The organism is Janibacter melonis (genome assembly GCF_020567375.1).
GTDB classification, from domain to species: Bacteria; Actinomycetota; Actinomycetes; order Actinomycetales; family Dermatophilaceae; genus Marihabitans; species Marihabitans melonis.
In genome coordinates this window covers 551,783-574,282 of sequence record NZ_JAJBZM010000001.1, presented here as the reverse complement: position 1 = coordinate 574,282, position 22,500 = coordinate 551,783, and the positions used below count along the sequence as shown (strand labels likewise).

Annotated in this window: 17 protein-coding genes; 8 read left to right on the top strand and 9 right to left on the bottom strand. The window is 72.5% G+C overall.

Annotated elements, in window-relative coordinates; all coding sequences use genetic code 11:
- The first annotated feature begins 147 nt into the window (after window positions 1-147).
- The 3 genes from dnaE to LIV55_RS02695 all read left to right on the top strand — a co-directional run bounded on the left by dnaE (window position 148) and on the right by LIV55_RS02695 (window position 7,837).
- Window positions 148-3,744, top strand: coding sequence for a DNA polymerase III subunit alpha (gene dnaE / locus LIV55_RS02705; protein WP_229299104.1), 3,597 nt, complete (start codon window positions 148-150; stop codon window positions 3,742-3,744).
- Entirely contained in the window at window positions 3,741-5,891 is a 2,151-nt protein-coding gene (locus LIV55_RS02700; RefSeq protein ID WP_229299103.1) for a S9 family peptidase, read from the top strand. Before dnaE ends, LIV55_RS02700 begins: the two co-directional genes overlap by 4 nt.
- Window positions 5,892-6,061: 170 nt before the next feature.
- Complete coding sequence (locus LIV55_RS02695; protein WP_229299102.1) at window positions 6,062-7,837, top strand: bifunctional metallophosphatase/5'-nucleotidase; 1,776 nt, start codon at window positions 6,062-6,064, stop codon at window positions 7,835-7,837.
- 290 nt (window positions 7,838-8,127) lie between these two features.
- On the opposite strand, the gene LIV55_RS02690 is transcribed toward LIV55_RS02695, so the two are convergent.
- Together LIV55_RS02690 and LIV55_RS17090 are read right to left on the bottom strand one after the other, a co-directional pair.
- Window positions 8,128-9,339 (bottom strand): MFS transporter, encoded by a 1,212-nt coding sequence (locus LIV55_RS02690; RefSeq protein WP_225985027.1) that lies wholly within the window; start codon window positions 9,337-9,339, stop codon window positions 8,128-8,130.
- Window positions 9,340-9,469: 130 nt separating this feature from the next.
- Window positions 9,470-10,573: a DUF5005 domain-containing protein gene (locus LIV55_RS17090; protein WP_229299101.1), complete on the bottom strand. Its 1,104-nt coding sequence runs from the start codon at window positions 10,571-10,573 to the stop codon at window positions 9,470-9,472.
- A 170-nt stretch (window positions 10,574-10,743) separates the two neighbouring features.
- Between LIV55_RS17090 and LIV55_RS02680 the strand changes: the two genes are divergently transcribed.
- Both LIV55_RS02680 and LIV55_RS02675 read left to right on the top strand, forming a co-directional pair.
- The gene (locus LIV55_RS02680) at window positions 10,744-11,337 is read left to right on the top strand and encodes a cysteine hydrolase family protein (RefSeq protein WP_229299100.1); all 594 of its coding nucleotides are present in this window, start codon (window positions 10,744-10,746) and stop codon (window positions 11,335-11,337) included.
- Window positions 11,334-12,083 carry an alpha/beta hydrolase family protein gene (locus LIV55_RS02675; RefSeq protein ID WP_229299099.1) on the top strand — a complete coding sequence of 250 codons (750 nt, stop codon included), beginning with the start codon at window positions 11,334-11,336 and terminating at the stop codon, window positions 12,081-12,083. The genes LIV55_RS02680 and LIV55_RS02675 overlap by 4 nt, the downstream gene beginning before the upstream one ends.
- Here LIV55_RS02675 and kynU read toward each other — a convergent pair.
- Complete coding sequence (gene kynU, locus LIV55_RS02670; protein ID WP_229299098.1) at window positions 12,073-13,296, bottom strand: kynureninase; 1,224 nt, start codon at window positions 13,294-13,296, stop codon at window positions 12,073-12,075. The two genes, LIV55_RS02675 and kynU, sit on opposite strands and share 11 nt — an antisense overlap.
- An 84-nt stretch (window positions 13,297-13,380) precedes the next feature.
- On the opposite strand from kynU, the gene manA reads away from it, so the two are divergent.
- Both manA and LIV55_RS02660 read left to right on the top strand, forming a co-directional pair.
- Entirely contained in the window at window positions 13,381-14,529 is a 1,149-nt protein-coding gene (gene manA / locus LIV55_RS02665; protein WP_229299097.1) for a mannose-6-phosphate isomerase, class I, read from the top strand.
- Between the two features lie 211 nt (window positions 14,530-14,740).
- Window positions 14,741-15,427 carry a hypothetical protein gene (locus tag LIV55_RS02660; protein WP_229299096.1) on the top strand — a complete coding sequence of 229 codons (687 nt, stop codon included), beginning with the start codon at window positions 14,741-14,743 and terminating at the stop codon, window positions 15,425-15,427.
- Window positions 15,428-15,481: 54 nt separating this feature from the next.
- Here LIV55_RS02660 and LIV55_RS02655 read toward each other — a convergent pair whose 3' ends face one another.
- The 4 genes from LIV55_RS02655 to LIV55_RS02640 all read right to left on the bottom strand — a co-directional run bounded on the left by LIV55_RS02655 (window position 15,482) and on the right by LIV55_RS02640 (window position 19,460).
- On the bottom strand, window positions 15,482-16,702 hold the full coding sequence (locus LIV55_RS02655; RefSeq protein WP_229299095.1) for a YibE/F family protein: 1,221 nt from the start codon (window positions 16,700-16,702) through the stop codon (window positions 15,482-15,484).
- A 4-nt stretch (window positions 16,703-16,706) separates the two neighbouring features.
- Window positions 16,707-17,555, bottom strand: a complete 849-nt coding sequence (gene kynA / locus LIV55_RS02650; RefSeq protein WP_229299094.1) for a tryptophan 2,3-dioxygenase — start codon at window positions 17,553-17,555, stop codon at window positions 16,707-16,709.
- Between the two features lie 87 nt (window positions 17,556-17,642).
- Window positions 17,643-17,990 carry a glyoxalase superfamily protein gene (locus tag LIV55_RS02645; RefSeq protein ID WP_229299093.1) on the bottom strand — a complete coding sequence of 116 codons (348 nt, stop codon included), beginning with the start codon at window positions 17,988-17,990 and terminating at the stop codon, window positions 17,643-17,645.
- Between the two features lie 33 nt (window positions 17,991-18,023).
- Complete coding sequence (locus LIV55_RS02640; protein WP_229299092.1) at window positions 18,024-19,460, bottom strand: glycoside hydrolase family 3 N-terminal domain-containing protein; 1,437 nt, start codon at window positions 19,458-19,460, stop codon at window positions 18,024-18,026.
- A gap of 215 nt (window positions 19,461-19,675) precedes the next feature.
- Between LIV55_RS02640 and LIV55_RS02635 the strand changes: the two genes are divergently transcribed.
- Complete coding sequence (locus LIV55_RS02635; RefSeq protein WP_229299091.1) at window positions 19,676-21,229, top strand: M20/M25/M40 family metallo-hydrolase; 1,554 nt, start codon at window positions 19,676-19,678, stop codon at window positions 21,227-21,229.
- A 76-nt stretch (window positions 21,230-21,305) separates the two neighbouring features.
- Here LIV55_RS02635 and LIV55_RS02630 read toward each other — a convergent pair whose 3' ends face one another.
- Window positions 21,306-21,455 carry a hypothetical protein gene (locus tag LIV55_RS02630; protein ID WP_229299090.1) on the bottom strand — a complete coding sequence of 50 codons (150 nt, stop codon included), beginning with the start codon at window positions 21,453-21,455 and terminating at the stop codon, window positions 21,306-21,308.
- Between the two features lie 85 nt (window positions 21,456-21,540).
- On the bottom strand, window positions 21,541-22,428 hold the full coding sequence (locus LIV55_RS02625) for a GmrSD restriction endonuclease domain-containing protein (RefSeq protein WP_229299089.1): 888 nt from the start codon (window positions 22,426-22,428) through the stop codon (window positions 21,541-21,543).
- Window positions 22,429-22,500 lie beyond the last annotated feature (72 nt).

The window sequence follows — 22,500 nt, the reverse complement described above, 5'->3', positions numbered from 1 at the left end:
AAGGGGTGGTCGAGGTCACCGGGGTGCGGCGACGGGTGCCGTGGACACCCTGACGCTAGCCCCGCCGACCGCTCGCCGCACGGGATCGTGGCGGATGTCCGACGGACGGCTCGGGGCTGTCGGCGAGCGGCCGTAGGATCGACAGCGATGTCCGAGCTGCTGCCCCGCGAGAAGAACTTCGTCCACCTCCACAACCACACCGAGTACTCGATGCTCGACGGTGCGGCGCGGATCGACGAGATGTTCGAGGTGGCCGCCGAGATGGGCATGCCGGCTATCGCGACGACCGACCACGGCTACCTCTTCGGCGCCTACGAGTTCTGGAGCAAGGGCGTCAAGCACGGGGTCAAGCCGATCATCGGCCTCGAGGCCTATGTCGCGCCCGGCACGCACCGCACCGACAAGACCCGCGTCAAGTGGGGCAACGAGCGCACCCGGCCCGGCGACGACGTCTCCGGCGGCGGCGCGTACACCCACATGACGATCCTCGCCCGCAACAACCAGGGCCTGTCCAACCTCTTCCGGATGGGCTCCCAGGCCTCGCTGGACCAGGTCTACGCGAAGTGGCCCCGGCTCGACCGCGAGCTGCTCGGCCGGTACGGCGACGGGCTCGTCGCGACGACCGGCTGCCCGTCCGGCGAGGTCCAGACCCGGCTGCGCCTGGGCCAGTACGACAAGGCCGTCGAGGCCGCCTCGGAGTTCCGCGACATCTTCGGGCGCGAGCACTACTTCCTCGAGCTCATGGACCACGGGGTCGAGATCGAGCGCCGGGTGCGCGAGGACCTCCTGCGCCTGGCCAAGGACCTCGACCTGCCGCTCCTGGCGACCAACGACCTGCACTACGTGCGCCAGGGCGACTCCGTCGCGCACGACGCGCTGCTGTGCATCAACTCCGGGTCGACGCTGCTCGACCCGGGTCGCTTCTCCTTCGAGGGCGACGGCTACTACATCAAGTCGCCGGCCGAGATGCGTCACCTGTGGCGCGAGCTGCCCCAGGCCTGCGACAACACGATGCTCGTCGCCGACATGTGCGAGGTCTCCTTCACCGAGGGCGAGGGGCGCTACATGCCCCGCTTCGACTGCCCGCCCGGCGAGAGCGAGCAGAGCTGGTTCATCTCCGAGGTCGCGACCGGCCTGTCCCGTCGCTTCCCCGAGGGAGTGCCCGACTACGCCCGCCAGCAGGCCGACTACGAGATCGACGTCATCGCGGGCAAGGGCTACGCCGGCTACTTCCTCGTCGTCGCCGACTTCATCAACTGGGCCAAGCGCAACGGCATCCGGGTCGGCCCCGGCCGAGGCTCGGGCGCGGGCTCGATGTGCGCGTACGCGATGGGCATCACCGACCTCGACCCCATCCCGCACGGCCTGATCTTCGAGCGCTTCCTGAACCCCGAGCGCGCGTCGATGCCCGACTTCGACATCGACTTCGACGAGCGCCGGCGCGGCGAGGTCATCCGCTACGTCACCGAGAAGTACGGCGACGAGCGGGTCGCCCAGATCGTCACCTACGGCACGATCAAGGCCAAGCAGGCGGTCAAGGACGCCGCCCGGGTCATGGGCCACCCCTTCTCCGTCGGCGAGCAGCTGACGAAGGCGATGCCGGCCGACGTCATGGGCAAGGGCGTGCCGCTGTCGAAGATGTACGACGAGAGCCACGACCGCTACGCCGAGGGCCAGGAGTTCCGCGACCTCGTCGCCGGCGAGAAGCACCTCCAGGAGGTCGTCGAGACCGCCCGGGGCCTCGAGGGGCTGAAGCGCCAGTGGGGCGTGCACGCCGCCGGCGTCATCATGTCCAGCGAGCCGCTCATCGACGTCATCCCCATCATGCGCCGTCTCCAGGACGGCCAGGTCATCACGCAGTTCGACTACCCGAGCTGCGAGAACCTCGGCCTGGTCAAGATGGACTTCCTCGGCCTGCGCAACCTCACGATCCTCGACGACGCGCTCGAGAACGTGCAGATGAACCGCGGCGAGGTCATCGACCTCGACGCGCTGAGCAAGGACATGACCGACCCGGCGACGTACGCGCTGCTCTCGCGCGGCGACACCCTCGGCGTCTTCCAGCTCGACGGCGGGGGCATGCGCACCCTGCTGCGGCTCATGCAGCCGGACAACTTCGAGGACATCTCCGCCGCGCTCGCGCTCTACCGGCCGGGCCCGATGGGCGTCAACGCGCACACGAACTTCGCGCTGCGCAAGAACGGCAGGCAGGAGATCGTCCCGCTCGACCCCCAGCTCAAGGGCAAGCTCCAGCCCGAGATGGTCGAGGCGCTCGACCCGATCCTGTCGATGACCTACGGCCTGGTCATCTACCAGGAGCAGGTCATGGAGATCGCCCAGAAGCTCGCCGGCTACACGCTCGGCAACGCCGACCTGCTGCGCCGCGCGATGGGCAAGAAGAAGAAGGAGGTGCTCGACAAGGAGTACGTCCCCTTCTCCGAGGGCATGAAGGCCAACGGGTACAACGAGGCCTCCGTCGCCGCCCTGTGGGGCGTCCTCGTGCCCTTCTCCGACTACGCCTTCAACAAGGCGCACACCGCCGCCTACGGCCTCGTCTCGTACTGGACGGCATACCTCAAGGCCAACTACCCGGCCGAGTACATGGCCGGGCTGCTCACCTCGGTCGGCGACGACAAGGACAAGTCCGCGCTCTACCTCGGCGAGTGCCGCCGGATGGGCATCAAGGTCCTGCCGCCCTCGGTCAACGAGTCCGTCGGGCGCTTCGCCGCGGTCGGCGAGGACATCCGCTTCGGTCTCGACGCGATCCGCAACGTCGGGCGCAACGTCGTCGAGGCGATCATCACCGCGCGCGAGGAGAAGGGGCGCTTCACGTCCTTCGACGACTTCCTCGCCAAGTGCCCGGCCGTCGTGTGCAACAAGCGCACCATCGAGTCGCTCATCAAGGCGGGAGCCTTCGACGACCTCGGTCACCCCCGCCAGGGGCTCGTCATGGTCCACGAGGAGTACGTCGACGCCTTCGTCTCGGTCAAGCGCCAGGAGGCCGTCGGCCAGGACAGCCTGTGGGACCTCCTCGGCGGCGACGACGAGGGCGCGGCCGGCGGCATCGAGGGCATGGGTCTGCGTCCCGTGCCCGAGGTCGAGTGGGACAAGCAGGCGAAGCTGAGCAACGAGCGCGACATGCTCGGCCTCTACGTCAGCGACCACCCGCTCTTCGGCATCGAGCACGTGCTGCAGCGCGCCGCGGACACCTCGATCACCTCGCTCACGCAGTCCGAGTCCTCCGAGGAGCGCAAGGGCATGGTGACGATCGCCGGGCTCGTGACGAACCTGTCGGTCAAGCGCAACAAGCGCGGCGAGCTGTGGGCCGTCGCCCAGGTCGAGGACCTCGGCGGCTCGATCGAGTGCCTCTTCTTCCCTCGCACGTACATGACGGTGCAAACGATGCTCACGCAGGACGTCGTCGCCGTCGTGCGCGGCCGGGTCAACACCCGCGACGACTCGGTGTCGATCTTCGCCGAGGACCTCACCCTGCCCGAGCTCACCGACGGCCCCCGCGGCCCGGTGACGCTGACGATGGACCTGCGCCGGGCGACCTCGGCCCGGGTCGAGCAGATCAAGGAGGTCCTCGGCCAGCACCCCGGCTCGACCGAGGTCCACCTCAAGCTCGTCCAGCCCGGTCGGTCGGTGACGATGGCGGTCGACCCCGAGTGGCGCGTCGACGTCTCCGAGGCGCTGGTCGCCGACCTCAAGGTCCTCCTCGGCCCCCGGGCGGTGTCGGCATGAGCACCGTGCAGCCACCGGTCGCCCCGCACCGGCCGACGCGACGCGAGCACCACGGCGAGGTCTTCGAGGACCCCTTCGAGTGGCTCCGCGACGCGCAGGACCCGGCCGTCGTCGCCCACCTCGAGGCCGAGAACGCCTACGCCGAGGAGCGCACCGCGCACCTGGCCCCCCTTCGCTCGGCGCTCGTCGAGGAGATCCGCTCCCGCACGCTCGAGACCGACCTGTCCGTGCCCGTGGCCGCCGGCCCGTGGTGGTACTACACCCGCACCCGCGAGGGGCAGCAGTACGGCATCCACTGCCGCGCGCCGCTGGCCGACCGCGCGGTCGTGCCGGCGCTCGACCCCGAGCACCCGCTGCCCGGCGAGCAGGTGCTCCTCGACGACAACGCCCTCGCCGAGGGGCACGAGTACCTCGCCGTCGGCGCCTACGAGATCAGCGCCGACCACGACCGGCTCGCGTACTCCGTCGACGTCAGCGGCGACGAGCGCTTCGACCTCACGGTGCTCGACCTCACGACCGGCGCGGTGCTCGACGACTCCGTCCGGGGCATCGGCTACGGCGCCGTCTTCTCGCGCGACGGGGCCCATGTCTTCTACGTGCGCGTCGACGACGCGTGGCGTCCGCACGAGCTGTGGCGCCACGAGGTCGGCGGCGACCCCGCCGACGACGTGCTGCTGCACCGAGAGGACGACGAGCGCTTCTGGATGGGCGTCGACCGCAGCCGCGACGACCGGTGGGTGGTGCTCGGTCTCGGCAGCCGCACGACGAGCGAGGTGCACCTGCTCGACGCGACCGACGTCACCGCCTCGATGCGCTGCGTCGCGCCCCGGCGCGAGGGCGTCGAGTACGACGTCGAGCCCGCGGCCGACCACCTCCTTGTCCTGCACAACGAGCGCCAGCGCGAGTGGGATCTCGCCTGGGCGCCCCTCGACGCGACGAGCCACGAGCAGTGGAGCCCCCTGCTCGACCGCGCCGACGGCGAGCGCTTCCTCGGCGTCGACGCCTACGACGACTTCGCCGTGCTCACCCTGCGCCGCGACGGCGTCCCGGCCGCCCGCGTCCTGCCCCGGACCGGGCGCTCCGCCCCCTTCGCCGCCGTGGACTACGGCACCGGTCGCGACGTCGTCGTCGGCGACGACCCGATGGCCACCGTCTCTGCGCTCGGCGCGGCCGACCCCGACGCCGACCGCATCCGGGTCAGCCACGAGTCGTGGGTGAGCCCGCGCACGATCCTCGACGTCGTCGTCGCGACCGGCGAGCAGGTCGTGCACAAGCAGCACCCGGTGCTCGGCGTCGACCTCGCCGACTACGAGCAGCGCCGTGAGTGGGTCACCGCCCCCGACGGCACCCCGGTGCCGCTCTCGCTCGTCATGCGCCGCGGCACCCAGGCCGACGGCACCAACCCCGGCCTGCTCTACGGCTACGGCAGCTATGAGCTGTCGATGGACCCCTACTTCTCGACCGCGCGCCTGTCGTTGCTCGACCGCGGCGTCGTCTACGCCGTCGCCCACGTGCGCGGCGGCGGCGAGATGGGGCGCGCCTGGTACGAGGACGGGCGCCTGGCGACCAAGCGCAACACCTTCACCGACTTCGTCGCGTGCGCGGAGCACCTCCACGACCGCGGCTGGGTGGCCCGTGACCGGCTCGCGGCCGAAGGGGGGTCCGCCGGCGGTCTGCTCGTCGGGGCCGCCGCCAACCTCGCCCCCGAGCGCTTCCGCGCGGTGCTCGCCGCCGTCCCCTTCGTCGACGCGCTGACGACGATCCTGCGCCCGGACCTGCCGCTCACCGTGGGGGAGTGGGACGAGTGGGGCAACCCGCTCGATGACCCCGAGGTCTACGCCTACATGCGCTCGTACAGCCCGTACGAGGGCGTGCGCGCCGTCGAGTACCCGGCCGTCCTCGCGACGACCTCGCTCAACGACACCCGGGTCTCCTTCACCGAGCCCGCGAAGTGGGTCGCCCGGCTGCGCGAGGTCGTGACCAACGACCCGCAGGAGCGCCCGGTGCTGCTGCGCACCGAGATGGTCGCCGGTCACGGCGGGCGCTCGGGCCGTTACGCCGCGTGGGAGCAGACCGCGTGGGAGTGGGCGTGGGTGCTCGACCAGATCGGTGCGACGCAGCGTCGTCAGGGCCCGACGGCGGGGTGACCGGAGCGCGAACCTCGCTGGTCGAGGTGCGACGCAGGAGCCTCGAGACCATGACGATCCGCTGAACGGTCGGGGCATCTGCCCAGATCAGGCCCGGACCTCTTGACGGGGGCGACACAATGGCGACGGCTCTCGAGCCACGCCACCCCCATCTCCAGGAGACCTCTCGCATGAAGCACACGAAGCGTCTGGCCGTCGGCCGGCCTGCCACCCTCGCCCTGGCTCTGGCCGCCGGCCTGCCGACCGCCGCGGCCACCCCGTCGGCCGCCCCGGCTGCCCCCGCCGCCGCAGCCCCTGCTGCCGACACCACGGCCGCCGCCCCGAGCGCCTGGGGCGACCGCTGGCGCTACGTCAACATCTTCTCCTTCAGCGACTTCCACGGGCACCTCGAGGCCAACGACCCGGCGCTCGCGCCCGAGGTCGACCCGACCCAGACCCCGGTCGGCGGCGTCGCCCACCTCGCGGCGAACATCAAGGCGCGCAAGGGCAGCAACGGCATCACCGTCTCGGCCGGCGACAACATCGGCGGCTCGACCTTCCTGTCCGGTCTCTTCCACGACGAGCCGACCATCGAGGTCCTCGACGAGATGGACGTCAAGGCCTCGGCCGTGGGCAACCACGAGTTCGACGAGGGCACCAACGAGCTGCTGCGCATCCAGCACGGCGGGGCGCACCCCAAGGACGGCACGTACTTCCCCGGCAAGCCCTACCCGGGCGCCGACATGGAGTACCTCGCGAGCAACGTGACGAACACGAAGAACGGCCGCAAGATCCTGCCCGGCACGTCCGTGCAGACGGTCAACGGCGTCAAGGTCGGCTTCATCGGCGTCGTCACCCCCGAGACCCCGAGCCTCGTCTCGCCCGGCGGCGTCTCCTCGATCCGCTTCGACGAGATCGCGGCGAAGGTCAACTCCGCGGCGAGCTGGCTGAGCAGCACCAAGGACGTCGAGACCATCGTCGTGCTCATGCACGAGGGCGGCAGCCAGGACGGCACGATCGACCAGTGCGAGAACCTCTCGGGCCCGGTCGTCGAGCTCAACCGCCGGATCAACTCGCGCGTCGACGGCATCGTCACCGGCCACACCCACTCGTCCTTCAACTGCACGCTCACCGACTGGAAGGGCGGGCAGCGCCCGGTCGTCGCCTCCGGTGACTGGGGCCGCGCCTTCAACCAGATGCGTCTCCTCGTCGACCTCAAGACCGGCGACGTCGTGAAGAAGTCGAGCCGCGCGACGAACCACCTCAACGTCCGCAGCACCACCGCCGACCCCGGCGTCCAGGCGATCCTCGACAAGTGGATCGACCGCGCCGGCCCCGAGCGCGCGAAGGTCGTCGGCACCGTCGCCGAGGACATCACCGGCGACGCGAGCGGCAACCGCGGCATCGAGACCCCGATGGCCGACCTCGTCGCCGACTCGATCCTCTGGGGCACCCAGGCCCCCGAGCGCGGTGGCGCCCAGATCGCGATGATGAACGTCGGCGGCGTCCGCTCGTCCTTCGCCCGCAGCACGATCACCAACGGCGAGAAGGTCGGCGAGATCACCTACGAGGAGGCCTACAAGGTCGCCCCCTTCGGCAACCTGCTCGTCACGGTCGACATGACCGGCGCGCAGATCAAGGCGGTGCTCGAGCAGCAGTACGTGCCGACCCGCGGCCGCAAGTACCTCGCGCTCGGCGTCTCCGAGGGCTTCAGCTACACGTGGGACGACACCCAGGCCGAGGGCTCGAAGGTCTCCGGCATGGAGCTCGACGGCACGGCGATCGACCCGGCGAAGACCTACCGCGTCGCGACCTTGAGCTTCCTCGCCGAGGGCGGCGACGACTTCACCGCCTTCGAGGACTCGACCAACCTCACCGGTGGTCCCGAGGACCTCGAGAACCTCGTGCGCTACCTGCAGGCCAACCCCGGCCTCACCGCGCCGGAGGACCGCGTCGCCGGCCTCTGAGCCACGACGAGCGCGAAGGGGTGGGGCCCCCCCCCCGCGGGGCCCCCCCCCCCCCGGCCCCCCCCCCCCGGGGGGGGCCGCGCGCTGCGGGCCCCCCACCCACGCCCCCCGTGGTGGGGGGGGCCCCCCCCCGGGGGGCCCCACCCCTTCGTCGTCCTACGCTCCCTGAGGTGCGAGGAGCTCTGCGGTCAGCCGACCCTCGCTCCCTGAGGTGCGAGGAGCTCTGCGGTCAGCCGGATCTGGCTCCCTGAGGTGCGAGGAGCTCTGCGACGAGCCTCGAAGGGTGCGTCTCAGCCGGCCGGACGCCTCGAGCGGACGAGGGCGAGCGGCAGGGTGAGCGCGGTGATCGCGGCGGTGACGAGCAGCGCACGCTCGAAGTCCAGGCCCGCGGCGAGCGAGCCGACGAGGACCGAGCCGACCCCGGTGCCGAGGTCGAAGCCGACGTTCCACACGGCACTGGTCGTGCCGTAGTGCCGGCGGTGCACCGCGGCGAAGGACAGCACGAGGGTGAGGTTCTGCAGACCGCCGTACGCGATGCCGAGGGCCGCGGAGCCGAGGACGAGCAGGGGCACCGACGGGCCGTCGAGCGAGAGCGCGATGAGCAGGCTGCCGAGCGCGCCGACGACGACGAGCGGGGCGACGAAGCGTCGCGCGCCGTAGCGGTCGGCGAGCGCGCCGACGCGCCAACGGGCGAGCGCCGAGGTGGCGGTGACGACGACGAGCGCGAGGGTGACGAGGGCGGCCTCGTCGAGCATCTGCGGGGCGAAGGACAGCACGGCGCCGCCGGCGAGGGTGATGCCGGTGAGGACGAGCATGGGCGGCAGCAGCGGCAGGACGACCGTGCGCAGGTCGACGCGGGCGTGCTCCTCGCTCGCGGGCGCGCTGGGGCGTCCGTCGAGGTGGCGACCCAGGGCGAGCGCGGCGGGGATCGCGAGGACCGGCGCGGCGGCGAGGACGAAGACCGGCGCGAAGCCGACCCGGTCGGCCAGCCACGGCGACAGGGGGAGCAGGACGACCTGCGGCAGCGCGATGGCCAGGCCGTAGAGCCCGACCGCACGACCGCGGCGGGCGGCGTCGACGAGCTCGGCGACGGCCGCGCTGCCGGTGACGGTGAGCACGCCGAAGCCCGCGCCGCGCACGGCGGACAGGGCGAGGGTGGGCGCGAGCGCGTCGGAGGTGAGGTGGAGCAGCGACGGGACGCCCATGAGGAGCAGCCCGACGGCCAGGACCCGGCCCCACCCGAGACGGCGCAGGAGACGGGGGACGACGGGCTGGGTGAGGACGGTGCACAGCAGCGCGACGCCGTTGACGAGACCGGCGCCGCCGACGTCGGCCCCGCCGCGCACGGCCCACAGCGGGGCCGTGGGCAGCAGCACGGAGAAGCCGGCGAAGCCGAGCAGGGTGGCGACGAGCAGGGCGGGCATGCCGGGCAGGGTGGCGACGCGGGTCGCCGGTGCGGTGTCGGGCGTGGGCTCGCCGGCGTGCGCCGGGGCGTCGAGCATCGAAGGGGTCCTTCCGAGTGGGTGGGCAGCCGTCCATCATGCCCCGCCCCCGCCAAGACCGACGAATCGTGGCGCTCTGGCTCGTCCGGTCGAGGTGCGACGAGGCGCCGCAAGACCACGTGCTCGGCGGTCAGGGGAGGCGGAGGCGCACGAAGCGGGGGCGGTAGATGCTCGGGGTGGCGAAGAGCCGGTCGCTGTCGAAGGTGTTGACGTTGTACGAGACGAGCAGCTCGTCGGGGTCGGCGCCCGGCAGCCCGGGGTGAGCGTGCGCGTTGTACGCGAAGCGCTCGTCCTCGCCGGGCTCCGGCGCGGTGTAGACGAGCTGGGCATCGCCCCACGGGCCGGCGGGGGAGCACGCGGTGCGGGCGACGACGTCGGGGGAGAACAGCTCGCGGGTGTCGCTCGTGACGAGCAGGTACCCGCCGTCGTAGGGCTGGACCGACAGCTCGTTGGCGACGCCGTCGGTGATCCGCGCCGAGTCCTCCGGCCGCGTCGACCACCCGTCGGCGGTACGGTACGACCACTGCGACCGGTCGTGCACGGCACCCGGGGGTGCCTTCGCGAGGTGCAGGTGCTTGTCGGAGCCGCGGTCTTCCACCCCGTAGACGTAGGTCGCGTCCTCGCGCTCCATGACCGCCGCGCCCCACGCCACGTCGCCCGCGCTCGGCACGTCGGTGATGCTCAGCAGCCTGAGGTCGGGGAGCGAGACCCGCGCGACCGAGGTCCCGGCCCAGCGGAAGTCGCTGCCGCTGCCCGTCGTCCGGGCGAGGAAGACGGTGAGCTGCGAGCCCTCGACGGTGGCGTCCTGGACCCAGTGGTAGGTGCGCTCGTCGATGTCGGGGAAGAAGGCGCTGGGCTCCCCGTCGCGCGTCCCGGTGAGGGTGCGCGAGCTGCCGTCGGGCGACTGGACGACGAGGGCGTTGTGGACCATGACCGTGCCCGGCCCGGGCTGCCCGCGCAGCCCGAGCGAGCCGATGAAGGAGTCCGAGTACAGCCAGAGGACACGACCGTCCGGCAGCACGACCGAGTACGTCGAGTCGCCGGCGACCCACCCCGGTCCGGACATCGCGTCGACCCGGGCGTCCTCGTCGTGCGCGGGCTGGGCCGTCGGCAGCTCGGCATCGGCGGCACCGCACGTGCCGGGGGCGGGGGACGGGCTGTCGCAGGCTGCCGCGAGGGGCGCGAGCAGCAGGGCGCTCGCGACGAGCGCGGTGCGGGCTCGGGTCGTCGGCACTGCACCTCCTCGTCGGCGCGACGGCTCGAACCTAACCCGTCGCCACCTCCAGGATCGTGTCACCGGCGGGTACTGCCGGGTCACCAGCACGTCCAGCGGGGTGTGGACCTCGGCGCGGGCCCCGGCGAAGATGAGCAGATGGCCGCACCCCTCCACGACCACACCCGCTGATGCCGCAGGACCGCGCCGCGCTCGTCGTCGTCGACATGCAGAACTCCTACTTCGAGGACCCGGTGCTCGGCGAGCAGCGCGAGTGGCTCCTCCCGCGCGTCAACGACCTCGTCGCGGCCGCCCGCGACGCTGGCGCCGACGTCGTCCTCGTGCGCACCGAGCACGCCCGCGACCGCTCGACGTGGACGCTGAGCATGCGCCGCGACGACCAGGGCTTCGCCTTCCCCGGCACCGAGCAGGCCGCGCCCCTCGACGGCCTCGACACCGAGGGCGCGCTGGAGGTCGTCAAGGCCCGCGACAGCGCCTTCGTGCGCACCGACCTCGAGGACCTGCTGCGCGAGCGGGGCGTGGGCCGCATCCTCCTGTGCGGGGTGTCGACGCACTCGTGCATCGCCCAGACCGCGACGCACGGCTTCGCACTCGACCTCGACGTCGCCATCGCGCGCGAGGCGTGCGCGTCGGAGAACTTCGAGCTCGCCGAGGCCCTCCTGGCCTTCCTGCGCGACGAGGTCCGTCAGCCCCTGCTCCACCAGGACGAGTGCGCCGACTGGCTCTCCGGCCGCGGCACGCCGGGCAGCGGCGGCCCCCGATGACCGCGGCTCAGGACGAAGGCGCAGTCCTCGCCCGGCTGCTCGGCGACACCGGGCCGAGCGGGGTCCTCGAGCGCTACGGCGACGACCCCGACCAGGTCTACGAGATCTACGGCCCCGAGCGCGGGCCGCTCGTCGTCGTCGTCCACGGCGGCTACTTCCGCCCGAGCATCGACCGAGCCCACGCCCGTCCGCAGGCGCGGGCGCTCGCCGACGCCGGCTACCGGGTCGTGCTCGCCGAGTACCGCCGCGTCCCCGGCGACCCGGTCGTGAGCGTCACCGACCTCGAGGCCCTCGAGGACCATCTCGGCGAGCTCGGTACCTGGGTCGGTCATTCGGCCGGCGGGACGCTCGTCCTCCTGCGGGGGGCGACGCCGGACCGCCCTCGCGTCCCCGTCCTCGCGCTCGCGCCCGTCGCCGATCTCGTCGCGGCAGCGCGGGAGGACCTCGGCGACGGAGCCGTCGTCGACTGGGTCGGCGGCACCCCCGAGCAGCAGGTGCAGGCCTACGCGACCGTCGACCCGAGGCAGCGGTGGTCGGCCCCCTTCGCCACCGATGGCTACGGCCCCGACGCCCCGCGGGTGCTCCTCGCGCACGGTGACGCCGACGCGACCGTGCCGCTGCACCTGAGCACTGACTTCCCGGCGGAGTCGGTGACGCTGGCGGGAGCGCACCACTTCGACGTCGTCGACCCGCAGTCGCCGTACTGGCCGCGGGTCCTCGAGCTCGTCCGCGAGGTCAGCGGCTGAGCAGCTCCTCGATGCGCATCAGCGCGTGCGCGACCTCGGCGTACGAGGTCGACAGGGGAGCCAGCCCGAGCCGGATGCCGTCGGGCTCACGGAAGTCGGGGACGACCCCTTCGCTCCACAGCTGCTGGTAGATCTCGCGCGAGCGCGGGTGGGCGATCGTCACGTGGCCACCGCGCTGCTGGGCGTCCCGGGGCGAGACGACGCGCACGCCGTGGGCAGCGAGACGGGCGTCGACCGCGTCGACGACGAAGTCCCCGAGGGCGGCAGCCTTCGAGCGGATCGTGTCGAGACCGACGGACTCGACGAGGTCGACGGTGTCCTCGATGCCGACCATGCCGAGCACGGGCGGGGTGCCCGAGATCCACGAGCGCATCCCCGTGCCGGCCTCGTAGCCCGGCCCCATCTCGAAGACCCGCGCGTGCCCCATCCACCCCTGGATCGGCTGGCGCAGACGGCCCTGGTGGCGACGCGCGACGTAGGCGAAGGCGGGCGCGCCCGGCCCGCCGTTGAGGTACTTGTAGCTGCAGCCCACGGCGAGGTCGACCTCGTGCTCGTCGAGGTCGACGGGGACGACGCCCGCGGAGTGGCACAGGTCCCACAGGACGAGCGCGCCGGCGTCGTGCGCGGCCCGGGTGATGCCGGGCACGTCGGCGAGCCAGGCCGACTTGTAGGCGACCTGGCTGACGAGGACGACGGCGGTGCGGGGACCGACGACGGCGGCGACCTGCTCGGGCGTCACGCCCTCCTCGGGCGCGGGCTCGACCCACACGAGACGGGCGCCGGTCTCGGCGGCGATGCCCTCGGCGACGTAGCGGTCGGTGGGGAAGTTCTCGCTGTCGAGGACGATCTCGTCGCGCTCGCGGTCGGCGGCGACGGCGGCGCGCAGCAGCTTGTACAGCAGGACGGTCGTCGAGTCGGCGATCACGGTCTGCCCGGCGGCGGCGCCGAGGCAGACCTCGCCGAGGCGGTCGCCGAGCCGGGTCGGCAGCTCCATCCACCGCTCGTCCCACGACCGGATGAGCCGGGTGCCCCAGTCGCGGCGCACGAGGTCGTCGAGGCGCTGGGCGGTGGCGCGAAGGGGGCGTCCGAGCGAGTTGCCGTCGAGGTAGGCGGTGACGACGTCGTCGCCCCCGCCGGCGGGGACGAAGAGGTCGCGGGTCTCGCGCAGCGGGTCGCTCGCGTCCAGCTCGGCGGCGCGGGTGCGCAGGTCCATGGCTCTCCTTCGACGGGGCAGCGGTGCCGCGCCCACCCTAGGGGGATCGGCCGACGGCGGCGTCCATGGGTGACAATGACGCCCGTGACCCCCATCGTGCCCATCCGCAACGAGCCTCGCGACTACGCGTGGGGCCAGCGGGGCGGCATCTCACGGGTCCTCGGGTCGGGGGAGAGCGACGCGGTCGAGGCCGAGCTGTGGCTCGGGTCGCACCCGGGCTCGCCCAGCCGGTGCGTCGCCGCGCCGTGGGAGAGCCTGCTCGACTGGGAGCGCAGCACGGGCCAGGAGCTGCCCTACCTGCTCAAGGTCCTCGCCGCCGCGGAGCCGCTGAGCCTGCAGGCTCACCCCAGCGCCGAGCGGGCCCGCCGGGGCTTCGACGCCGAGGACGCCCGCGGCATCCCGCGCGACGCCCCGCACCGCAGCTACAAGGACCCCCAGGCCAAGCCCGAGCTCGTCGTCGCCGTCGAGGACGGCTTCGAGGCCCTGTGCGGCTTCGCCCCGCTGGCCCGCACGCGTGCGGAGGTCGAGGCCCTGCGCACGCTCGCCGACGACCCGGCCCCCTACGAGCGCTGGCTCGAGCTGCTCGACGGCGACGACGGCCTGCACTGCAGCGTCGAGTGGCTGCTCTCGGACGACCCGGTGGCGGCCGCGCTCGCCGCCGACCTCGGCGCGACCGCGGCTCGAGACCCCGAGCGCTTCGAGGTCGTCGGGCGGCTCGAGGAGCGGCACCCCGGCGACCCGGGCGTCGCGGTCGCCGTCATGCTCAACCACGTCGTGCTCGACGAGGGCGAGTCGCTGTGGCTGCCGGCGGGCAACATCCACGCCTACCTCTCCGGCGTCGCGATGGAGCTCATGGGACCCAGCGACAACGTGCTGCGCGGCGGGCTCACGGGCAAGCACGTCGACGTCCGCGAGCTGCTCGCCGTGCTCGACTTCGCCGACTGCGAGCCGCCCCGCCTCGTGCCCGAGCCCGAGGGCGACCACGTGCTCGTCCACCGGCCCGCGTCCGTCCCGTCCGGGGCCGACGTCCCCTTCGAGCTGCGGACGATCACCGGCGACGCGGTCGTCGAGACCGCCTCGCCCGCCGTCGCGATCGTCCTCGACGGGGGCTTCGCGCTCGAGGTCGACGGCGAACGCGCGTCGCTGGGCCGAGGCGACGCGGTCTTCGTGCCCGACCGGGGGAGCCTGCGCCTCACCGGCGCGGGCCGCATGTACCTCGCCTCGGCTCGCTGACGCGGCGAAGGGGGATGCCCCGCCGTCTCCCGAGAAGTTCGCGTCCGCCCGGGTTGCTACCCGGGCGCGCGCCGGCCTCTCTGGCGTACGGGGCTGCTCTTGCGGGTTCGACGAGATGTTGCGACGTCCGCCAACCGGTCACGGCCCTGCGGCGTCTCAGAAGACGTACCGCGGGACGGGGGTCCCGGGACACCAACAGGGAGGTCTCTCGATGTCACGCACGTCCGCCACGCTCACCCTCGCCGTTCTCACCCCGGCCCTCGGCCTGTCTCTCGCCGCGCCGGCGCAGGCCGCCGCCCCGACCGCGTGCACCGGGGTGGCGGCTTGCACGGTCGTCTCCCGTGCCGACGTCGACGGTGACGGCCGCCGGGACTCGGTCGGCATCTCGTGGAGCACGGGGTCCGACGGCGCGGACCGCAGCACCGTCCGGGTCCTCACGGCCGACGGCGAGCGGCTGAGCACGACGACGGCGGACTCGCACTGGCGTGGCGCCAACCCCTGGTGGGGTGCCGCAGCGATCAACCGGCGGGCCGGTCACGAGCTCGTCGTCGGCGACGACATGGGCAACCACGGGGCGAGCTTCCGCGTCATCACCTACCGGTCGGGCGCGCTCACGACCCAGCTCGCTCCCGGCGGCGAGTACCGCTGGACCATCGACTCCTCCAACTACGCGAACGCCGGCTACTGGCGCACGGCGAGCACGAACGGCACGATCCGTCTCACCCGCAAGGTCTCCTCGCTCGAGGGGGAGCTGTGGACGCTGTCCACCCGGACCTACTCGCCGACCTGGTCCGACGGCTGGACGAAGGTGTCCGGCAGCACGATCGCGACCACGGACATCCGGAAGGTGAAGGTCGGGGGCTGGCACGTCCCCTACCTCGACAGCTACTACGGCTGATCGACGCGAAGGGCGACCCGGCGGCAGGTGCCGCGGGTCGCCCTTCGTCATGTCTCAGGCGGCGTGGCGCCCGCCGCCCTGGCTGGACCGGATGACGAGGGCTGCGAGGGCGGTGGTGGCGGGGACCGCGAGGACCAGGCCGATGCCGCCGGCCATCGTGCGCACGATCTCCTCGGAGATGTCGGCGCTGGTGAGGATCCGCCCGATGGGCTGGTCGACGAGGCTGATGACGAGGAGCACCGGCAGGGCGGCGCCCGCGTACGCGAAGACGACGGTGTAGACGGTCGAGGCGATGTGGTCGCGCCCGATCCGCATCGCCTGGCGGTAGAGCTGCACTGGGGAGAGGTCTGGCGCCGCCTCGTGCAGCTCGTAGACCGCTGAGGCCTGGGTGATCGTCACGTCGTTGAGGATGCCCAGGCCGGCGAGGATGATCCCGCAGGTCAGCAGGTTGCGCAGGTCGATCTGCTGCGCGGCCTGCTGCAGGGCGGCGTTCTCGTCGCCGCTGACGCCCGTGAGCCGCGCCTGCGCCACCGCGAGCGCACCGATGCCGGCCGTCGCGGCGAGACCGGCGAAGGTCCCGAGCAGGGCGGTCGTCGTGCGCGCCGAGATCCCGTGCGCGAGGTAGAGGACGACGATCATGATCGCTGCCGAGCTGACGAGCCCGACCGCGACCGGGCTGCGCCCCTCGAGCAGCGCCGGCATGAGGTAGCCGACGACGACGGCCGCTGCGACGGCGAGACCGACGAGTGACCGCAGCCCTCGCCACCGGGCGACGAGGACGACGACGAGCGCGAAGGCGATCGACAGCAGGAGCAGCGGCTGGCCGCGCTGCATGTCGTAGTACGTGTACGGCGAGCCCGCGACCTGCCCGGGGATCTTCAGCAGGACCAGGGGAGCGCCGACCCCTTCGCGGACCGCGTCGGGCGGGATGTCGACCTGCACGCTCTCGCCCTGCTCGGCCCCGTCGGTGAGGCGCACGCTCGCCCGGCCGCACTCGGCGCCCGCGGGCGCCGCACCCCTCGTCGTCGACGGGTCGGTCCCGAAGGCTCCGCAGTCGAGCGGGGTGACCGACACGACCTCGCCCTCGAGGTAGGTCACGCCGCTCGCGCTGCTCTCGCGCACCTCCGGCCGGTCCTCGCCTGTGGGACGCAGCACCCACATGCCGACGACGGTGACGAGCGCGATGACGGCGACGGTGACGGCGAGCGCGATGCGGGTGCCGCGCGGCGTCGAGACCTGGGGCGCGTCGTGGGAGTGGCCGTGCCCACCTCCCATGCCGTCAGCCGCCGATCTCGGTGCGGACGGCGAAGAGCTCGGGGAAGAAGGTGAGGTCGAGCGCGCGCTGGAGGAAGCTCACGCCCGAGCTGCCACCGGTGCCGGTCTTCATGCCGATGGTGCGCTGGACGGTTTTGAGGTGGCGGAAGCGCCACAGCTGGAAGTTGTCCTCGAGGTCGACCATCTCCTCGCACGCCTCGTAGACGTCCCAGTGCTCGTCGGCGTGGGCGTAGATGTCGGTGAAGACCTTCGTGAGCTCGGGGTCGGTCGTGTGCGCCCGGGTGACGTCACGGGTGAGGACGTGCTCGGGGATCGCGTACCCGCGCCGGGCGAGGTAGCGCAGGAACTCGTCGTACAGGCTCGGGGCGTGCAGCAGCTCCTCGAGCACCTGGTGCGCCTGCGGGTCGGCCTCGTGGACCGTGAGCATCCCCGGGTGCTTGTTGCCGAGGGCGAACTCGACGGCGCGGTACTGCCAGGACTGGAAGCCCGACGAGTGCCCGAGGAAGGGCCGGAACTGCTGGTACTCCGTCGGCGTGAGCGTCGCGAGCACGGACCACTGGTCGGTGAGCGTGCGCTGGATGTGCTTGACCCGCGCGATCCGCTTGAGCGCCACCCGCATCTCGTCGGCGGCGAGCAGCTCCATCGCCGAGCGCGTCTCGTGCAGCACGAGCTTGAGCCAGAGCTCGGAGGTCTGGTGCTGGATGATGAAGAGCATCTCGTCGTGGTGCTCCGGCGAGCTCACCGGCCGTTGCGCGTCGAGCAGCGTGTCGAGCGCGAGGTAGGAGCCGTAGCTCATCTCCTCGCGGAAGTCCTCGTGGATCCCCTGCTCGAGGTCGCGGGTGTTGTCGGCCATGCGGCTCCTTCGTCGGTCGGTCGGGCGTCAGCCTAGGGCGAAGGGATGACCGCCCCCGACCCCGCAGCCGGTGGGTGCCGACGGACGTCAGGAGCCGTCCGCGCCGAGCGCGGTGCCGATGCGCAGCCGGTTGCCGTCGGGGTCGGCGATCTCGAAGTCCCGCCCCCAGGGCATGTCGTCGAGCTGCGTGACACCGACTGCGCGGGCGGCTGCGTCGACGTCGTCGACGTAGAGGTAGACCAGCGTCCCGGGCCTGGCGTCTCCGGAGTGCTCGGAGAGATGGATACGAAGACCTCCACGCGCGATGGCGACGTACAGCGGCAGCCCCGGCGCGAAGCGGTGCTCCCACTCCATGACGAAGCCGAGCTGCGCGTACCACCGCGTGGCGGCGCGTGCGTCACCGACGTGCAGCACTGGCGCGAGGTGCTCAGTCATCTGGGGAGTCTCCCGCATCCGCCGCCGCCTCGCTCAGAGCTGGGTGGTGAGGTAGCGCTGCAGCTGGGTGACGGTGCGCGAGTCCCAGCCCTTCGAGCCGGAGCGGGCGATGCCGAGGTAGTCCTGCAGCGCGCCGACGCTCGCGGCGTCCCACCGCCCCGTGGTCGCCGCGCCGACCCGGTACTGCAGCGAGCGGATCGTCGCGGCGTCCCAGGTCCGCGTCTGGGGCGTGGCGAGCCAGGCCTGCACGCGCCCGACGAGGTAGGGGGAGAAGCGGCCCGTCGGGGTGACCCGCGGGCCGAGCAGCCCGGCGTCCTCCTTGGCCCGGAGCACGCGAAGGGAGGCGGCGTCGACCTTGGCCGCGAAGTCCGGGTCGGATTCGGCCTTGCTGCGCACGGCCGCGACCATCTCGGGCAGGGTGTCGGTGCGGGCGGTGAGCACCATGTCGCCCCCGGCCCCGATGAAGGTCGTCGCCCGCTGCGCCGGCGTCCACGCAGCGAGCTGGCGGGCGTTGCCGACGTCGTCGCTGATGACGACACCGTCGAAGCCGAGCCGCGAGCGCAGCAGCGTGCGGATGATCGTGGGGGAGAAGAGCGCCGGGCGGTCGGGGTCGATCTTCGAGTAGCACGCGGAGGACATCATGACGAAGGGGGTGCCCGCGTCGACCGCGGCGGCGAAGGGGGCGATGACCCCCGAGGTCGTCGTCGTCACCGAGTCGGTCACCCCGCTCGTCGTGTCGGTGTTGCCCCGCACCCGGCCGAGCCCGGGGAAGTGCTTGACGGCCGTGGCGACGCCGGCCCGGTCCATCCCTGAGCGGAAGGCTCCCCCCTTCGCCGTGACGGTGGTGGTGAGGGGTCCGAACTCGCGGTCGTACCGTCCGATCGGCTCATTCGTCGCCTTGTCGGCCGTCGGGACGGTGTCGAGGACGGGCGCGAGGTCGGTGCTGACGCCTGACCGGCTGAGCTGGGTGCCCCAGCGCAGGGCGTCGGCGCGCAGGGCCGAGGTCGACCGGGTGCCCTGGACGAGCGCGGTCGGCATCGTCGAGTAGCCGGGGCCGCGCAGCACCTGGACCTGCCCGCCCTCCTGGTCGGCGGAGACGAAGGCCGGCACGCCGGCGGTCGCGGCGCTCGGCTCGGTCAGCCGCTGCACGGCCGTCGTCACGGAGCGGATGTGGTCGGCCCCGCGGGTGCTGCGACCCATGAGGATGACGTTGCCGACGTGCTGCCGCGCGACGACGTCTCGCAGTCCGCTGCTCACGGTGTCGGCTGGGGTGGCGACCATGAAGAGCTGGCCGATCCGCTGGTCCAGGGTCATCGCTGCCTGCACCTGCTCGGCGCGTGACGTCGCCGGCGCCGGCGACGTCGCGCTCGCCGGTCGGGCGGTCGAGGGATGCGCCGACGCCGTCAGGCACCCGCCCCAGAGCAGCGCCACCGTCAGCGGTCCTGCGGCCAGCCGCCGCGTGCGTCTCATGCCTCCACTGTGGACCCGCCGCGGTCACGACGCCAGGTGTCCTGACCTTGGTCACGACCGCGTCATGGGCTCCCCACGAGCCGGTCACGGGTTGGTGAGGGAGGCTGCCGCTGGTCGCGAAGGGCGACCGCTCACCTCGCTACCGGGCGGTCACCCCTTCGCCCGGGCGCGCTACCGGGCGGAGCCTGCGAGGACCACCGACAAAGGAGTCGACGATGGACCAGACACCCGAGAAGATGCCCAGCACCCTGCCCCGTCGAGCCTTCCTCGGGGGCATCGGCGTCTCTGCCCTCGGCGTCGCGACCGCTGGCGGCGCGGGTGCCTTCACCCGCTCGCCGCAACCGACGACGACCCTGTCCGGCGCGGCCATCCCGGCCGCCGACATGGACCCGCTCGACCTGCTCCAGCGGATGCTCTCCTTCGACACGCAGAACAGCGGCCAGGGCGGCAAGACCCGTCCTCACGCCGAGATGCTCAAGGCCGTGTGGGAGCGCGCGGGCGTGCCCGTCGAGATCATCGACACCCCGCAGCCCGACAACGTGCACCTCATCGCCCGGATCCCCGGGACCGGTGAGCAGGAGCCGCTGCTCCTGCTCGGTCACTCCGACGTCGTGCCGGTCGAGAGGGAGAACTGGGACGTCGACCCCTTCGCCGGTGAGGTCGTCGACGGCGAGGTCTACGGCCGCGGCGCGCTCGACATGAAGGGCGCGAACTCGGCGATGATCACCGCCCTCCTGCGCCACCTCGACGAGGGCGCGCGCTTCGACCGCGACATCATCGTGCTCACCGACTGCGACGAGGAGGCCGGGTCGTACGGCTCGGGCTGGCTGGCCGAGAACTACTGGGAAAAGATCGACGCGGGCAGCGTGCTCACCGAGGGCGGCTGGTTCATCGCCCAGAGCGACAAGACCTCGCCGATGCTCATCTCGGCGACCCGCCAGGACAAGGTCTACTTCAACCTCGAGCTCGTCGCGACGGGCACCGCCACCCACTCCTCGAAGCCCATCCCCGACGACTCGGCGATCGTCTCGATGTCCCGCGCGATCAGCGACCTCGGACGCTACGAGGCGCCCGTGCACCTCACCCGGGTGACCCGCGACTACTTCGAGGCCCTCGCGAGGGCGACCGACGACCGCCGCCTCGCCGCGGCCATCCGCCTGCTGCTCCGGGCCCGCAACGACCGGATGCGCGAGCGCGCGGCGAAGCTGGTGGAGCACCTCTCCGACTACCCCTACCTGCACCGGGCGCTGCTGCGCACGACGCACGCCTTCGTCATCCAGGAGGCGGGGTACAAGGAGAACGTCATCCCCTCCGAGGCGACGACGCGGATCAACTGCCGCGGCATCCCCGGTGGAGAGAAGCCGCGCGACTTCGTCGCCTCCGTGCGCCGGCTGCTGCGTCACCGGGACGTCGAGGTCCGGGTCGTCGGCACCCCCGGCGAGAGCGAGGCGCAGACCCTCGCCCGGCTCGACAAGACCTGGGCGACGCCCCCGGCCGACCTCGACACCGACCTGTGGCGCGCGCTGTCCGGTGCGTCGCGCAGGACCTACGAGGGCACGCCCTTCACGCCGGCGCTCTTCGAGGCCGGCACGAGCCTGGGCCCGTGGCGCGAGAAGGGGGTGCCGGGCTACGGCGTCTACCCCTACGTCATCAGCAACGAGCAGCTCATCGGCATGCACGGCAACAACGAGCGGATCTTCGTCGAGGCCCTCGAGCAGGGCAGCGCCTACATGTACGAGGTCTTTTCGGCCTTCCGCACGAAGGGGTGAGCGCGAGTCCTGGTCGCTGGCTGAGGTGCGAGGGCCCGCCAGGGCCCGAGCCTCGAAGCCACTCCGCAACGCCAGGTCACATCTGCGTCGAGACGAAAACCACGAGCAGCAGGCCGCCGAAGAGGACGGCGGCCAGCAGCGGGATCCACACGACGAGCATGATCAGGGGCTCACGCTTGTCCTCCAGGTACTGGGCGACCCACCCCTTCCGACCCGGCTCGCTCATCGCTGCTCCTCTCGCTCGGCCAGCTGCGTGTGGGCCATGATGCCCTGGCGGCCAGGTAGGTGCAGTGCTCGCGCGACGCGGTCGGCTACTCGCAAGCGACCCCGTCGTCGTCGCCGTCCATCCTCGAGGCGTATCCGGGATCGCCCCGGTGCAGCGGTGCGGCGCCCGCAGCACGGGCGGCGTCGCAGTTCTCGTAGCTCACAGTGCCTGTGGGAACGGGCGAGGAGGTCGGCGCGGGCGCGACCGGTGACGGCCGGCGCGACGGGGAGGTTGCCCCCTTCGCCCCGTCCACAGGCGGGACGGCTGTCGAAGCTGCCGTCGGCAGCCGCTGGCCCGGGCAGGTCGTGAGGACGCGCCGCAGCGCGTCCCGCTCGGGAGCGGTGACCCACAGGTGGTAGCGCTGCTTCACGGCGACCTGCCGAGCGGCGTAGGTGCAGCGGAAGGTCTTGCGTGGCGGGAGCCAGGTCGCGGCGTCGCCGTCCCCCTTCTGTGCGTTGAGGCGACCCTGCACGGCGAGCAGGTTGAGCGGGTCGTTGGCGAGGTCTTGGCGCTGCTGCACGGTGAGGTGCTGCGCGCCGGTCTGCCACGCGTTGGAGAGCGCGACGAGGTGGTCGACCTGGACGAGGCTCGACGTGCCGGGCCCGCGCTCGAAGTCGACGACCGCCCCGCCGAAGGGGTCGCGCAGCGCCCCGGTGAGGACGACGCAGCCGTTGGTGCCCGGCTTGAGCACGACGTCGGTGAGATCGCGGCGCAGGACGTCGTTGCGGGTGTCGCAGCCGTTGCGCCCGCCGCTCATCGCGTGGTCGTCGCTCCACGCCTGCCCGAACACCGCCCGGTCGTACCCGGTCTTGGGTGCGCGGCCCTTGAGCGGGAGGGCCGCGAGGACGGCGAGGGCGGGGGAGGAGGTCGTCGGCGAAGGGGGCGTGGCCCGGGTCGTCGAGGTAGCGGTCGGCGCCGAGACGGTGATGGTCACCTCGGGTGCCGAGACGGTGCTCAGCGCCCCGCACCCGGTGAGGGCGAGGAGCGCCGAGGTGACGGTGACGAA